Raw genomic sequence first — 12,363 nt, forward strand, 5'->3', positions numbered from 1 at the left:
GGTCGCCGAGACCACGACCGCACCGCATGCCGATGGAGCAGAACACGTGGAACATCTTCGTCCGAACTATCTGCGCGACGTCGCCTACATCTCCCGCGACTGGATCGAGCGGCACGGCCTGCATCCGGCCGTCGGCGTCGCCATCGAGGTCGCGGCCGAGATCGAGCTGCCCGAGGATCGCTCGCCGAGCCAGATCGTCGAAGGGCCGACGCCCGAGGAGCAGGTGATCATCGAGCGCCTGGTGCGCGCCTATATCGCGAGCGGCGTCTTCCCGCCGTCCGAGGAGAACACCTACGGCTTCGCGAACTGGGAGTTCACCATCGAGCGGTGAGGACGGGCGGCGGCATCCGCCGCACCGTCGTCGGAAGCGAAGCAGACCCGAAGCGAAGCAGATCGCGGGGTCGGGCGCGCCGGCAGAAGCCGGCGCACCCGCGATCGTGTCGTCGTGACCGTGATCACGGGCGCTTCCGCGCGAGCGCGCCCGTGTGGACTGTGCCCGGCGATCAGCCGGCGCGCCGATACGACTCGTAGCGCGGCTCCCACATCTGCTCGCGCACCGCCTCCTCGGCCCGGGCCGGGTCGAAGCCGGGCGCCAGCCCCTCCTCGTAGGCCTGCAGCGCGACCGCGACGCCGACCTTCGCCGACACCTCGCGCAGCGCGCTCACCGGCGGCAGCAGCGTGCCGTTCGGATCGCTGCGGGCCGGCGACATGTCGGCGAGCGCCCGCGCGGCGGCCAGGAACATCGTGTCGGTGACGCGGCGGGCCCGCGCCGTCACGATGCCGAGCCCCATGCCCGGGAAGATGTAGGAGTTGTTGACCTGGTCGATGTGGACGGCGCGGCCGTTCACCGGCACGGGCGCGAACGGGCTTCCGGTGCCGATCACGGCGCGACCCTCGGTCCAAGCCATCACGTCGGCCGGTACCGCCTCGCTCTGCGAGGTCGGGTTGGAGAGCGGGAACACCACGGGCCGCGCGACGTGCTTGGCCATCTCGCGCACCACCGTCTCGCTGAACAGACCGGTCTGCCCGCTGGTGCCGATCAGCATGGTCGGCTTCACGTGGCGGACCACCTCCTCGAGGCTGATCGCCTCGCGGCTCTCCACGGTCCAGCCCATGACGTGCTCGCGCGTGTGGGCGAACGGGACCTGATAAGGCTGCAGCCGGTTGCTGCCCTCGAGCAGCAGGCCGCGGCTGCCGAGCAGATAGAAGCGCCGGCACGCCTCCTCCTCCGACAGGCCATCCTGTACCATCGCCTTGACCAGCAGCGCGGCGATGCCGGAGCCGGCGCCGCCCGAGCCCGCCATCACGATGCGCTGCTCCTTGAGGGTCTGGCCGGCGGCCCGCACGGCCGATAAGAGCGCGCCGCAGACCACCGCCGCGGTGCCCTGGATGTCGTCGTTGAACGTGCACAGCCGGTCGCGATAGCGCTCGAGCAGGCGCGCCGCGTTGGGGCCGGCGAAGTCCTCGAACTGCAGCAGCACGTGCGGCCAGCGTTTTGCCACCGCGTCGACGAAGGCCTCGACGAAGTCGTCGTAGTCGGGGCCGCGCAGGCGCTCGTGGCGCCAGCCGATGTAGAGCGGATCCTCGCGGCGGGCTTGGTTGTCGGTGCCGACGTCGAGCATGATCGGCAGCGTGCGCGACGGATCGATGCCGCCCGCCGCCGTGTAGAGCGACAGCTTGCCGATCGGGATGCCCATGCCGCCGGCGCCCTGATCGCCGAGGCCGAGGATGCGCTCGCCGTCCGTCACCACGATGACCTGGACGTTGTCGAAGCGGCGCTGGCCGAGGATCTTGGCGATCTGATCCTTGTAGGGCGGGCTGAGGAAGAGGCCGCGCGGCCGCCGGAACACCTGGCTGAACTTCTGACAGCCGAGCCCGACGGTCGGCGTGTAGACGATCGGCAGCATCTCCTCGAGATGCCGGGTCAGCAGCGCGTAGTGCAGCGTCTCGTTGATGTCCTGCAGTCCGCGCAGGAAGACGTAGCGGGCGAGGTCGTCGGGCAGCTCGCGGAACGCCGTGATGCGGCGTTGGACCTGCTGGTCGAGGCTCGCGACATGCGGCGGCAGGAGGCCGTGCAGCTCGAACACGTCGCGCTCGTGCTCGGTGAACGCCGTCCCCTTGTTGAGGATCGGGTTCGTCAACAATTCGTATCCGGATCGGTCGACCATGCGCATGATGCCTCCTGCCCGCTCGCGTCTCGCCTTCGTGGGGGTGCGTCACGGCCGACGCAGGCTTGCCCGACCGTGAGCCGGCGCGGCGAACCTCGCGACGTGTCGCGATCGAACCGGCACCGAACAGCCGCCGCGAATCCCGCGTGGAACCGCGCCGACGCGCGTGTACGTCGCGCCGCCGCGGCGCCGTGTCAACTCTCCCGGTCTGGTCGCCGATATGAGTTTCGGGCAGAGGAACGCCTCGGCAAGGCCATGATCACGGTCCTGATCAGGACGTCTTCGGCCTCCGAGACGACGTGACCTCGTCGTGACGACGTCGCACAAGCGCCCGCGAATCCGAGCGATCCGCGATTCGCCCGGCGCGTCGGCGCACGCATGATCGCCGCGCCTTGGGTCACGGAACGCGTCGGCGTGGAGGCCGCGCGAAACGCCTGCATAGCGGCCATCACGTGTGCGGCGCCGGCGGCGATCCGCATCGACATCCGAAAATCCGTCCGGCTCCGCGGGCGATTTGCCGGATTCCCGGACGTGATCAGTGCGGCGACGTGATCAGCGCGCCTTCGAGATCACGTCACGGGCCCAGTCGAGCGCGTGCTGCGGCAGGCTGGTGCGCTCGCCCTCGAAGTTCATCGGCCGGGTCGCGTCGAGCGCGAGCTTCGCCGACATGCCCTCGACCGACGACGGGTCGAGGCGATTGCAGAATACCTTCGGCACCATGAACATGTCGGTGTCGGCCTGGAACCGGGTGGCGAGCGCCCACATCACCTCGGTCTCGTCGAAGACGTCGATGTCGTCGTCCACGGCGACCGCGAATTTGATGTAGCTGTCGAGCCCCATCAGCAACATCAGGGCCTGCCGCGCCTGGCCTTCCGCCGTCTTCTTGAACGACATGAAGGCGTGGAAATGCGTGCCGGACTTCGGGTAGTTCAGCGCCTTCAGGGTCGGCACCATCTCCTTGAGGCGATGGAACACGTGCGCCTCGCGGGTGCAGCGGCTGAGCAGCAGATGCTCGGCCGAGTAGCCCGGGATGATGTCGAGGAAGATCGGCTTCGCCCGGCGGGTGATCGCCTTGACCTGGAACACGTTACGGGTCGACCGATAGGTCGAGTAGCCGGTGTACTCGCCGTACGGCCCCTCGTCCTCGTGGACGCCGGCGAGGATCTCGCCTTCGATCACGTACTCGGCGTTCGCCGGCACCTCGACGTCGATGGTCTTGCACTTCACCAGCTCGACCGGCTGCTTCATCAGCGCGCCGGCGACCGCGAACTCGTCGACCTCCATGGCCACCTTGGCGCCGGCCGCGATGTAGATGGCCGGATGGCTGCCGATCACGACCGCGACCTCGAGATTCTTGCCGCGCGCCTCGCAGCGCTGCAGATGATCCCAGATGTGGCCGCGGGAATGCAGGCTGACGCCGAACTTCTGCGGTCCCTTGAGCTGCATGCGCTGGAAGCTGAGATTGCGCACGCCGGTGTCGGGATCCTTGCAGACCAGGATGCCAGACCCGATGTAGCGCCCCGCGTCCGCCTGGAAGTGGCGCGAGATCGGCAGCGTGCCGGCATCCGCCTCGTTGCCGAGCGCGACGACGTCCTGCACGGGCGCCGGCCCGGACGTGACGACCGCCGGCACCAGGCCCGCCATCGCCTCGGTCCAGGCCTGGGCGAAACCGGTCGGCCCCACGCCGGCCATGCGGGCGATGCGGGCGCGGTCGGCGAACAGGTTCGACACCACCGGCCCCGAAAACCCGTCCGGCTTCTCGATGATCACGACCGGGGCGCGCTTCTGCGCCTCGAGCTCCAGCACCAGCGCGGTCGGCAGGAAATCGAGGTCGGTCGGGGTGCTGATCACGAGCTTCTCGCTGTCGGGAAGCGCGTTGAGGAAGTCGGCGAGGCTCTGCATGGCGAATTCCGCGGGTTCGGGCACGGCGCCGCCTCTCTTACATGGAGACGGGCGCGGTTGCACGCGCGCGTGAGGCCCGTCACGCGGCGAAGTCGCACCGCACATGAAATGCAAACCGGATGTTAGGCAAATCGTTGGATCCTGGGAGCGGAAGAGGCGATCGGCGCCGATCTCGGCACCGTCCGCAACCGTTCGACAAGGCGCAGGGAGGAAGACACTCGCATTCACCCGCCGACGGCTGTGCCCGCCAGAACGCATACCGGCCCGTCAGATGGCCCCGGATGCGCTTGCGTGGAACTTGCATAGCTATCGGAAAGACACCAGGAGACCCCCGATGCTGACTGCCATCATCGTGAACGACCGGGAGCCGCGCGCCGAGCTCGACTGCAGCGTGTGCGGCAAGAAGATCGGCCAGGGCTACACCCGCGATCTCGGAACCCGCATCATGTACGACTGCTTCCGCTGCTTCAGCATCGACGAGGTGGCGACCGAGGCCGTGCTGGGCACCGGCGAAGCCAAGCGCGCCGCGCGGAGCTGAGCGAAGCTGAACGTTGGGTTCGTCCGTTTTCGGACTCGCCGGGAACGGCAAAATCGTCACGGGTGGCCGGCCCCGCTCCCGGCTCGCCGCGGTCGTCGCGAGGCGGCTCGGCACAACCCGGCACAACCAGAGAGCGCGGATCTGTGGTAGTTTGATCCTCCCGCCGATGGGAGGGTGCACTTGGTCTACGCTTTCGATACGCTCGGTTACGCCACCCGGCTGAGGGAAGCCGGGGGTGCCGCAGACACGAGCCGAGGCCCATGCCATGGCGGCGCGGGACTTCATCATGGCCGAGCTGGTCACCAAGGCGGATCTCGCGGCGACGGGCGAACTGCTTCGATCCGAAGCCGACGTCCTGCACAAGGAATCCCAGGTTTTGCGTGGCGAGCTGAAGACCGTCCAAGTCCTGCTCGGAAGTCGAATCGACTTGCTCGAATCCCGCATCGACAAGCTCGGGCTGCAGCTCACCGTCCGGCTCGGCGCCATGCTGGCGGCCGCGGTGGCGATCCTGGCGGCCCTTCAGAAGCTCGGCTGATCACAGGTCGGACGCCGGGGTTGCCGGCCGCGCCCACCGCGGCATAGTGGCGCGTCGAAACTCATCGAAGGCAATCCTTGTGTCGTCGACCCCGCAAAAGCCCGCCGTCCTGTTCGTCTGCCTCGGCAACATCTGTCGCTCGCCGCTGGCGGAAGGCGCGTTCCGGGCCGAGGCAGCGCGTCTCGGGCTCGACGTCGCGGTCGATTCGGCCGGCACCGGCAGCTGGCATGTCGGCGAGCCGCCCGACCGGCGCGCCCAGGCGGTCGCGCGTCGCTACGGGGTCGACATCGGCCAATGCCGCGCCCGGCAGGTCACCCGCGACGACTTTTCCCGGTTCACCCATGTGGTCGCGCTGGACGAATCCGTGCTGGTGACACTCCAGCGCATTCGCCCGCGCGACGCGGCGGCCGAGGTGGCGCTGCTGCTGGACTATGTCGGAGACCGCGCCGGCCAGGGCGTCGCCGATCCCTATTACGGCGGCGACGACGGCTTCGAGATCACCTGGGCCGACGTGACGAGCGGCGCCGCGGCGCTGGCCCGGCGGATCGCCGGCGGATGAGCGCGCTCGCGTTCACCGGCGCGGCCCTGCTCGGCGGCCGCCTCGTCGTGGCGCATTCGCTCGGCGGCGGCGACCTGTCCGAGATCGTCCGCATCACGCTCGAGGACGGGCGCACGGCCATCGTCAAGAGCGGCCCGGCGCCGCCGACCGAGGCGGCCATGCTGCGCGCGATCGCCGCGGCCGGCGCGACGGCCCCCGCCGTGTTGGCGGTGAGCGACGCCGCGCTGGTGATCGAGGTCCTGCCCGCCGCCGGCAGCGTCGACGCCGCGTGGGGCGATCTCGGCCGCGTCCTCGCCCGTCTGCACGCGACGACCGCCAGGCACTACGGCTGGCCGGTGGATTACGCCTTCGGCCCGGTCGCCATCGTCAGCGCCTTCGCCGACGACTGGCCGACCTTCTGGGGCGAGCGGCGGCTCCTGGTGAACGTGCCACACATCCCCGGCGCCCTCGCCCGCCGCATCGAGACGCTCGCCGTGGATCTGAGAAACCGTCTGCCGGCACGGCCGCCGGCGGCCCTGCTGCACGGGGATCTGTGGACCGGCAACGTGCTGGTCGACGGGGATCGCATCACCGGGCTGATCGACCCGGCCTGCTACCACGGCCACGGCGAGGTCGACATCGCGATGCTGAGCCTGTTCGGCCGGCCGAGCCCCGCCTTCTTCGACGCCTATGGGCCCCTCGCGCCGGGTCACGCCGAGCGGCTGGCGATCTACAGCCTGTGGCCGGCGCTCGTGCATCTGCGCCTGTTCGGCGCCGGCTACCGATCGATGGTCGAGCGCTTCCTCGACGCCGCGGGCGCGTGAGCGGGCCGCCGACAGGCGTCAGCGCGAGCTCAGCACCCGAAAGATCGCGCCGGTGAGACGCGCCAGATCGGCCTCGCCGATCGTGAAGGCCGGCGTGAGATAGACGATCCTGCCGAACGGCCGCACATAGACGCCGGCCTCGACGAAGTGCGCCTTGAGGGCCGGAATGTCGATCGCGTCGAGCTCGACCGCTCCGATGGCGCCGCGCACCCGCACGTCGACGACGCCGGGCAGATCACGGCACGGCGCGAGCTGCTCGGTCAGCTGCGCCTCGATCGCCGCCACCTGGGCGAGCCGCGGCTCGCGCGCGAACAGATCGAGCGAGGCGTTCGCGGCCGCGCAGGCGAGGGGGTTGCCCATGAAGGTCGGCCCGTGCATCAGCGCGTGCATCGGATCATCCGACCAGAACGCCTCGAACACGCGCTTGGACGCGACCGTCGCGGCGAGCGGCATCGTACCGCCGGTGAGTGCCTTCGACAGCGTGAGGATGTCGGGCACCACACCGGCCTGCTCGCAGGCGAACATCGTCCCGGTGCGGCCGAAGCCCGTGAACACCTCGTCGAAGATCAGGAGCGTGCCGTGCTTGTCGGCGAGCGCCCGCAGGCGCTGCAGCACCGCGGCGTCGTGAAACAGCATGCCGCCGGCGCCCTGCACCAGCGGCTCGACGAGGATGCCGGCGATCTCGTCGGCGCGCTCGGCGAGGAGGCGGTCGAGCGCCGCCACCGTCTCCTCGTCGCGCGGCAGGTCGGCGATGATCTGCTCGGGCAGCAGCCCGTGGAACAGCCGGTGCATGCCCTCGTTGGGATCGCACACCGCCATGGTGCCGGTGGTGTCGCCGTGATAGCCGCCCCGGAACGCGACGAACCGCTTACGGCCGCACACGCCGGTGTTGATCCAGTACTGCACCGCCATCTTCATCGCGACCTCGACGGCGACCGAGCCGGAGTCGGTGAAGAAGACGCGGTCGAGGTCGCCGGGCAGCAGCGCGGCGAGTCGGGTCGCGAGCAGCGCGGCCGGCTCGTGCAGCAGGCCGCCCAGCATCACGTGCGGCATGGTGGCGAGCTGGCGCGCCACGGCCGAGGTGATGTGCGGATGATTGTAGCCGTGACAGGCCGTCCACCACGAGGCGACGCCGTCGACCAGCTCGCGTCCGTCGGCCAGCACGATGCGGCTGCCGCGGGTCGCCGCGACCGGCAGCGGCGCCGGTGCGGTCTTCATCTGCGCGTAAGGCAGCCAGACATGGGCGAGGCCGTCCGCGTGCCAATCCGGCGCGCTCTGCTCGCGCTCGGTCACGGCGGCGAGACCGGTCCAGTGCGGCCGGCGGAGCGTGGCGGTTCGTCGTGACATGGTCGTCCTCCGCGTCACAGGACGCCGAACTGCAGGAGCAGGAAATAGGCGGGAATCGTGAACAGGCCCATCACCGTGGTGAGCCCGGTCATCACCGCGATGTAGCCGGCGTCGGCGTTGTAGGCGCGCGCCGCGATCGACACCTGCGTCATCACCGGCATGGCGGCCTCGATGACGTAGACCTTGCGCATCAGGTCCGGCACCTCGATCAGCGACGTGACCAGGAGCACGACGGCCGGCGCGATGAGGAACCGCGCCGCGACCAGGATCCACATGTCGCGACTCATCCGCACCGACCTGAGATTCGACACGTAGATGGCGATGCCGAGGAACAGCATGGCGAGCGGCGTCGTCATGCCGCCGAGGTAGCCGAGCGTACTGGACAGGAAGGTCGGCAGCTTGATGCCGCCGAGGATCAGCACGACTGCGAGCACCGAGCCGATCAGCGGCGGCGTCACGACATTGCGCAGCGTCGAGAGGCCGAAGGCGGGACGCGGCACCACGACCGTCGATCCCTCACGCTGCGCGGCGAAGCGCGGCCCGTCGAGGCTCAGCCCGTAGACGCCGATCGTCCAGAACAGCAGCGTCTGCACGAGATAGTAGATCACGGCGTAGGGCAGCGCCGCCTCGCCGAACAGCGCGACGTTCACCGGGAAGCCGATGAAGCCGCTGTTGGAGACGAAGAACATCGCCTGGAAGGCGCCGCGGCGCTGCGCCGGCACGCGCGCCAGGAACGACACGGCAACGCCGATCGCCCAGACGGTCAGCATCACGACGAGCGGCACCGCCGCGGCCGTGCCGGCCTGCACGAGGTCCTGTCGCGTGTAGGACTTCGTCATGCTCACGATCATGTAACAGGGGATCGCGATGGTCATCGCGAGCCGCGAGAACAGCCGTCCTGTCGCCTCGTCGAACCAGCCGCGATGCGTGAGCCAGGTGCCGAGCGCGATCATCAGCATGCAGCTGAACACGCCGCTCAGGGATTCGAAGATGTCCATGATCGATGGTCGGCCGGGGGTGGCCGGGTGCAAGCGGGTGGTTCAGCCCGCCAGCCCGGCGATCCGGACCGTCTCCTTCCAGATCGGCCGCTCGCGGGCGGCCCGGGAGGCTACCTGCTCGGGCGTCGACGAGAGCGCGCGGGCGCCGACGACGGCGAAGCGCCGCCGCACCGTCTCGTCGGCCGCGATGTCGCGCATCGCGTCGGCGAGGCGGTCGACGACCACGCGCGGCGTGCCGGCCGGAACCGCGAAAGCCGCCCACGAGGTCATGTCGAAGTCCGGCATGCCGGCCTCGGCCATGGTGGGAACGGCGGGCAAGGCCGGCCAGCGCTGCGTGCCGGTGAGGGCGAGCGGGCGGATCTGTCCGCTCTCGATATACGCCATGTAGGACGTGAGATTGTCGATGGCGAAGGCGACGTCGCCGGACAGCATGGCGGGAATCGTCTGGGCGGCACCGCGGAACGGCACATGCGTGGCGTCGATCCCGGTGCGGGCCGCGAACAGGGTGGGGAACAGATGCGTCGAGGTGCCCACCCCGGAGCTACCGAAGGCGAGCTTTCCCTTCTGCTTCGCCCAGGACACGAACTCGGCGACCGTCGTCGCCGGCACGCGCGCCGGGATGACCAGCGCATTGGGCAGCTCGTAGATCAGCGAGACCGGTGCGAAATCGCGGTCCGGATCGGCGGCCGCCGGGCCGTCGATGAACGGGTTGATGGCGAAGTGGCCGACCGTCGCGGCGGCGATCGTGTAGCCGTCCGGCCGGCTCGCCACCATGGCGGCGACGCCGATATTGCCGGCGGCACCCGGCCGGTTCTCGATCACGAAGGTCTGGCCGAACCGCGCCTCCAGCCGCTCCGCGACGATGCGGGTCAGGAGATCGACCGAGCCGCCCGCCGGATAGGGCACGATCACGTGGACCGGCCGGTCCGGCCATACGGTCGGACCGCTCGCCCGCACCGTCGCGGCGACGATACCGGCGGCGGCGGCGGCCAGGCCGCCGGCCATCACGGTGCGCCGCGTCAGCAGCGTTCTCGCGTCCATCTCGTGCTCTCCCGCAGCCGGTCCGCTCGCCTCAGCCGTGGCAGGCCCGCCCGGTCAGCATCGGCTCGTCTCCGCACCCGCAGGCCCCGGCCTCCACCTCGGACGCCTCGGCATCCGCCGACAGGCCGCCCATCGGGCTCATGCCGAGCTTGCTCAGCAGCGCGAGGTCGTGATCGGGGCCGGGGTTCGGCGTGGTCAGGAGCTTCGGGCCGTAGAAGATCGAGTTGGCGCCAGCGAGGAAGCAAAGCGCTTGGATCTCCTCGCTCATCTTCTCGCGGCCGGCCGAGAGGCGCACGAACGACTTTGGCATCACGATGCGGGCGACCGCGATGGTGCGGACGAACTCGAAGGCGTCGAAGTCCTTCTCGTCCTCCAGCGGCGTGCCCTTCACCTTCACCAGCATGTTGATCGGCACCGACTGCGGGTGCTCCGGCATGGTGGCGAGCGAGTGGATCATGCCGACCCGGTCCTCGCGCGCCTCGCCCATGCCGACGATACCGCCGGAGCAGACGTTGATGCCGGCCTCGCGCACCGCTGCGAGCGTGTCGAGGCGATCCTGGAACGTGCGGGTGGTGATGATGTTGCCGTAGAATTCCGGCGAGGTGTCGATGTTGTGGTTGTAGTAGTCGAGGCCCGACTCCTTGAGCCGGAGCGCCTGCTCGGGAGACAGCATGCCGAGCGTCATGCAGGTCTCCATGCCGAGCTCCTTGACGCCCTCGACCATGGCACAGACCACGTCGAGATCGCGGTCCTTGGGGCTGCGCCAGGCGGCGCCCATGCAGAACCGCGTCGAGCCGGCCGCCTTGGCGCGGCGCGCCTCGGTCAGCACCTTCTCGACCTCCATCAGCTTCTCGGCCGGGAGCTTGTCCTTGTGGCGGGCGCTCTGCGGACAGTAGCCGCAGTCCTCCGGGCAACCGCCGGTCTTGATCGACAGCAGCGACGAGACCTGGATCTCGTGCGGGTCGAAATTCTGCCGGTGGACCCGCTGCGCCTCGAACATCAGGCTGGGGAACGGCAGGTCGAAGAGTGCGCGAATCTCGGCCCGCGTCCAGTCGTTGCGAACGATGCCGCCGGCGCCGGGCGCGACGCTCGTGGCGAGATCGGTGGGGATGATGACAGTACGATCGTCCATGGGTCGAGACCTGAGTTTGTCGTGTCGACGGCCGGGATACGGGGGTCGATCCCCCGGCCGCCGACGGGTTTTTACGGATTTTCGATCCGCTACGCTATCCGAACGTGCCGGCGGGCGTCGGCACAGCTGCTTGGGCGGATCACCCGAAGATCATCCGCATGATGATATAGCAGACCGACGGGCAGACCAGACAGCCGAAACCCGTATAGAAGGTGGCCGTCAGGGCGCCGTAGGGCACGAGGCGGGCGTCAGTGGCGGCCAGGCCGGCGGCGGTGCCGCTGGTGGTGCCCATCAGCCCGCCGTAGACCATGGCGGCCGCCGGATTCGTCAGGCCGAACGGCTTGGCGAGCAGGGGCGTCAGGATCATCACGGCGATCGACTTCACCACACCGGCCGCGATCGACAGGGCGATGATGTCGGAGCTCGCCCCGATCGCCGTGCCGGTGACCGGGCCGACGATGAAGGTGACGGCGCCGGCCCCGATGGTGGTGAGGTCGACGGTACCGCGGTAGCCGAACGCATAAGCGATGGCGACGCCGACCACGAAGGCCACGAAGGTGCCGATGACGAGCGACAGCACGCCGGCGAGGCCGGCCTTCTTCAGCTCCTCCAGCCGCACGCCGTAGGCGGTCGAGATGATGCAGAAATCGCGCAGCATGGCGCCGCCCATCAAGGCGAAGCCGGCGAACAGCGGAACGTCGGCGATGCCGCGCTTGCCGTTGGTCAGCATGCCGCCCACGAAGGCGAGGATCAGGCCGATGACGATGGCGACGGCGGAGCCGTGCACCCGCCCGCGGGTGATCTTGTCGGAGAAGGCGTAGCACAGCCAGGTGAGCGCGCCGACGAACACGAAGGCGAAGATGAGCCCACGCGGCTTCGTCAGCTCCATCAGGAAGACGTTGATCTGGTCCATTGTCGCTTCCTCAGGCCTTCTTCGCCTGCGCGCCGGCCGGAACGTCTTCGTCGCCGAACGTCGAGGTCGCAGCCCCGGCCCAGGCCGACAGGATGCGGATGAACGGGAAGAGAACGACCACCGACACGATGCCGGCGAGCAGCGCTACCACGCCGCCGTTGAGCGCGGCGACGACATTCTGGGTCGCCGCCATCGCGATCACGACCGGAATGTACATGGCGTTCCAGAACAGGATGCCCTGCTCCGACGCCTTGGGCATCATGCCCTTCTGCTTCAGCCAGTTGGTCAGGAACACCAGGATCAGCATCGCGAAGCCGACGCCGCCGATGTCACCGTCGATCCCGAGCAGCTTGCCGAGGACGAGGCCGATCGCCGTGCCCACGAACATGCAGATGCCGAGAATCATTACCCCGTAGATGACCATTGT

General features: G+C 69.3%; 14 protein-coding genes. 6 read left to right on the top strand and 8 right to left on the bottom strand.

Translation table 11 applies throughout. The features are described 5' to 3' along the window. Nucleotides 1-46 precede the first annotated feature (46 nt). Entirely contained in the window at nucleotides 47-331 is a 285-nt protein-coding gene (locus CCR97_RS11315; protein WP_111358296.1) for a hypothetical protein, read from the top strand. Between the two features lie 172 nt (nucleotides 332-503). Here CCR97_RS11315 and CCR97_RS11320 read toward each other — a convergent pair whose 3' ends face one another. After that, the gene (locus CCR97_RS11320; RefSeq protein WP_111357600.1) at nucleotides 504-2,174 is read right to left on the bottom strand and encodes an NAD-dependent malic enzyme; all 1,671 of its coding nucleotides are present in this window, start codon (nucleotides 2,172-2,174) and stop codon (nucleotides 504-506) included. A gap of 372 nt (nucleotides 2,175-2,546) precedes the next feature. Here CCR97_RS11320 and CCR97_RS11325 point away from each other — a divergent pair, with 372 nt between their 5' ends. Then, nucleotides 2,547-2,720, top strand: a complete 174-nt coding sequence (locus tag CCR97_RS11325) for a hypothetical protein (RefSeq protein ID WP_170145859.1) — start codon at nucleotides 2,547-2,549, stop codon at nucleotides 2,718-2,720. On the opposite strand, the gene CCR97_RS11330 is transcribed toward CCR97_RS11325, so the two are convergent. Beyond that, entirely contained in the window at nucleotides 2,721-4,070 is a 1,350-nt protein-coding gene (locus CCR97_RS11330; RefSeq protein WP_170145860.1) for a UbiD family decarboxylase, read from the bottom strand. It lies immediately after the preceding gene. 334 nt (nucleotides 4,071-4,404) lie between these two features. Between CCR97_RS11330 and CCR97_RS11335 the strand changes: the two genes are divergently transcribed. From CCR97_RS11335 to CCR97_RS11350, 4 genes are all read left to right on the top strand, one after another. Then, complete coding sequence (locus CCR97_RS11335; RefSeq protein WP_111357602.1) at nucleotides 4,405-4,608, top strand: LIM domain-containing protein; 204 nt, start codon at nucleotides 4,405-4,407, stop codon at nucleotides 4,606-4,608. Nucleotides 4,609-4,894: 286 nt separating this feature from the next. Further along, nucleotides 4,895-5,143: a hypothetical protein gene (locus tag CCR97_RS11340; RefSeq protein WP_244670390.1), complete on the top strand. Its 249-nt coding sequence runs from the start codon at nucleotides 4,895-4,897 to the stop codon at nucleotides 5,141-5,143. Between the two features lie 79 nt (nucleotides 5,144-5,222). Further along, nucleotides 5,223-5,702 carry a low molecular weight protein-tyrosine-phosphatase gene (locus tag CCR97_RS11345; protein WP_111357603.1) on the top strand — a complete coding sequence of 160 codons (480 nt, stop codon included), beginning with the start codon at nucleotides 5,223-5,225 and terminating at the stop codon, nucleotides 5,700-5,702. Beyond that, complete coding sequence (locus CCR97_RS11350) at nucleotides 5,699-6,505, top strand: fructosamine kinase family protein (protein WP_111357604.1); 807 nt, start codon at nucleotides 5,699-5,701, stop codon at nucleotides 6,503-6,505. The genes CCR97_RS11345 and CCR97_RS11350 overlap by 4 nt, the downstream gene beginning before the upstream one ends. 18 nt (nucleotides 6,506-6,523) lie before the next feature. On the opposite strand, the gene CCR97_RS11355 is transcribed toward CCR97_RS11350, so the two are convergent. The 6 genes from CCR97_RS11355 to madL form a co-directional block, all read right to left on the bottom strand. Next, the gene (locus CCR97_RS11355) at nucleotides 6,524-7,852 is read right to left on the bottom strand and encodes an adenosylmethionine--8-amino-7-oxononanoate transaminase (RefSeq protein ID WP_111357605.1); all 1,329 of its coding nucleotides are present in this window, start codon (nucleotides 7,850-7,852) and stop codon (nucleotides 6,524-6,526) included. 14 nt (nucleotides 7,853-7,866) lie between these two features. After that, nucleotides 7,867-8,850, bottom strand: coding sequence for an AEC family transporter (locus CCR97_RS11360; RefSeq protein ID WP_111357606.1), 984 nt, complete (start codon nucleotides 8,848-8,850; stop codon nucleotides 7,867-7,869). Nucleotides 8,851-8,892: 42 nt separating this feature from the next. Further along, nucleotides 8,893-9,891: a Bug family tripartite tricarboxylate transporter substrate binding protein gene (locus CCR97_RS11365; RefSeq protein WP_201159503.1), complete on the bottom strand. Its 999-nt coding sequence runs from the start codon at nucleotides 9,889-9,891 to the stop codon at nucleotides 8,893-8,895. A 31-nt stretch (nucleotides 9,892-9,922) separates the two neighbouring features. Beyond that, a complete protein-coding gene (gene bioB / locus CCR97_RS11370) occupies nucleotides 9,923-11,023 on the bottom strand; it encodes a biotin synthase BioB (RefSeq protein WP_111357607.1) in 1,101 nt (366 codons plus the stop codon). 139 nt (nucleotides 11,024-11,162) lie between these two features. Beyond that, nucleotides 11,163-11,936, bottom strand: a complete 774-nt coding sequence (madM, locus tag CCR97_RS11375; RefSeq protein ID WP_111357608.1) for a malonate transporter subunit MadM — start codon at nucleotides 11,934-11,936, stop codon at nucleotides 11,163-11,165. A 10-nt stretch (nucleotides 11,937-11,946) separates the two neighbouring features. After that, complete coding sequence (gene madL / locus CCR97_RS11380; RefSeq protein WP_111357609.1) at nucleotides 11,947-12,360, bottom strand: malonate transporter subunit MadL; 414 nt, start codon at nucleotides 12,358-12,360, stop codon at nucleotides 11,947-11,949. Between the last annotated feature and the right edge of the window lie 3 nt (nucleotides 12,361-12,363).

Origin of the sequence: Rhodoplanes elegans, assembly GCF_016653355.1 — a bacterium.
Taxonomy (GTDB): domain Bacteria; phylum Pseudomonadota; class Alphaproteobacteria; order Rhizobiales; family Xanthobacteraceae; genus Rhodoplanes; species Rhodoplanes elegans.

Bases quoted from the DNA above. Each gene is read 5' to 3' on its own strand.
- CCR97_RS11320 (WP_111357600.1), bottom strand. From the start codon at position 2,174: ATGCGCATGGTCGACCGATCCGGATACGAATTGTTGACGAACCCGATC.
- CCR97_RS11365 (WP_201159503.1), bottom strand. From the start codon at position 9,891: ATGGACGCGAGAACGCTGCTGACGCGGCGCACCGTGATGGCCGGCGGC.
- bioB (WP_111357607.1), bottom strand. From the start codon at position 11,023: ATGGACGATCGTACTGTCATCATCCCCACCGATCTCGCCACGAGCGTC.
- CCR97_RS11350 (WP_111357604.1), top strand. From the start codon at position 5,699: ATGAGCGCGCTCGCGTTCACCGGCGCGGCCCTGCTCGGCGGCCGCCTC.
- madM (WP_111357608.1), bottom strand. From the start codon at position 11,936: ATGGACCAGATCAACGTCTTCCTGATGGAGCTGACGAAGCCGCGTGGG.
- CCR97_RS11330 (WP_170145860.1), bottom strand. From the start codon at position 4,070: ATGCAGAGCCTCGCCGACTTCCTCAACGCGCTTCCCGACAGCGAGAAG.
- madL (WP_111357609.1), bottom strand. From the start codon at position 12,360: ATGGTCATCTACGGGGTAATGATTCTCGGCATCTGCATGTTCGTGGGC.
- CCR97_RS11325 (WP_170145859.1), top strand. From the start codon at position 2,547: ATGATCGCCGCGCCTTGGGTCACGGAACGCGTCGGCGTGGAGGCCGCG.
- CCR97_RS11340 (WP_244670390.1), top strand. From the start codon at position 4,895: ATGGCCGAGCTGGTCACCAAGGCGGATCTCGCGGCGACGGGCGAACTG.
- CCR97_RS11335 (WP_111357602.1), top strand. From the start codon at position 4,405: ATGCTGACTGCCATCATCGTGAACGACCGGGAGCCGCGCGCCGAGCTC.
- CCR97_RS11360 (WP_111357606.1), bottom strand. From the start codon at position 8,850: ATGGACATCTTCGAATCCCTGAGCGGCGTGTTCAGCTGCATGCTGATG.
- CCR97_RS11355 (WP_111357605.1), bottom strand. From the start codon at position 7,852: ATGTCACGACGAACCGCCACGCTCCGCCGGCCGCACTGGACCGGTCTC.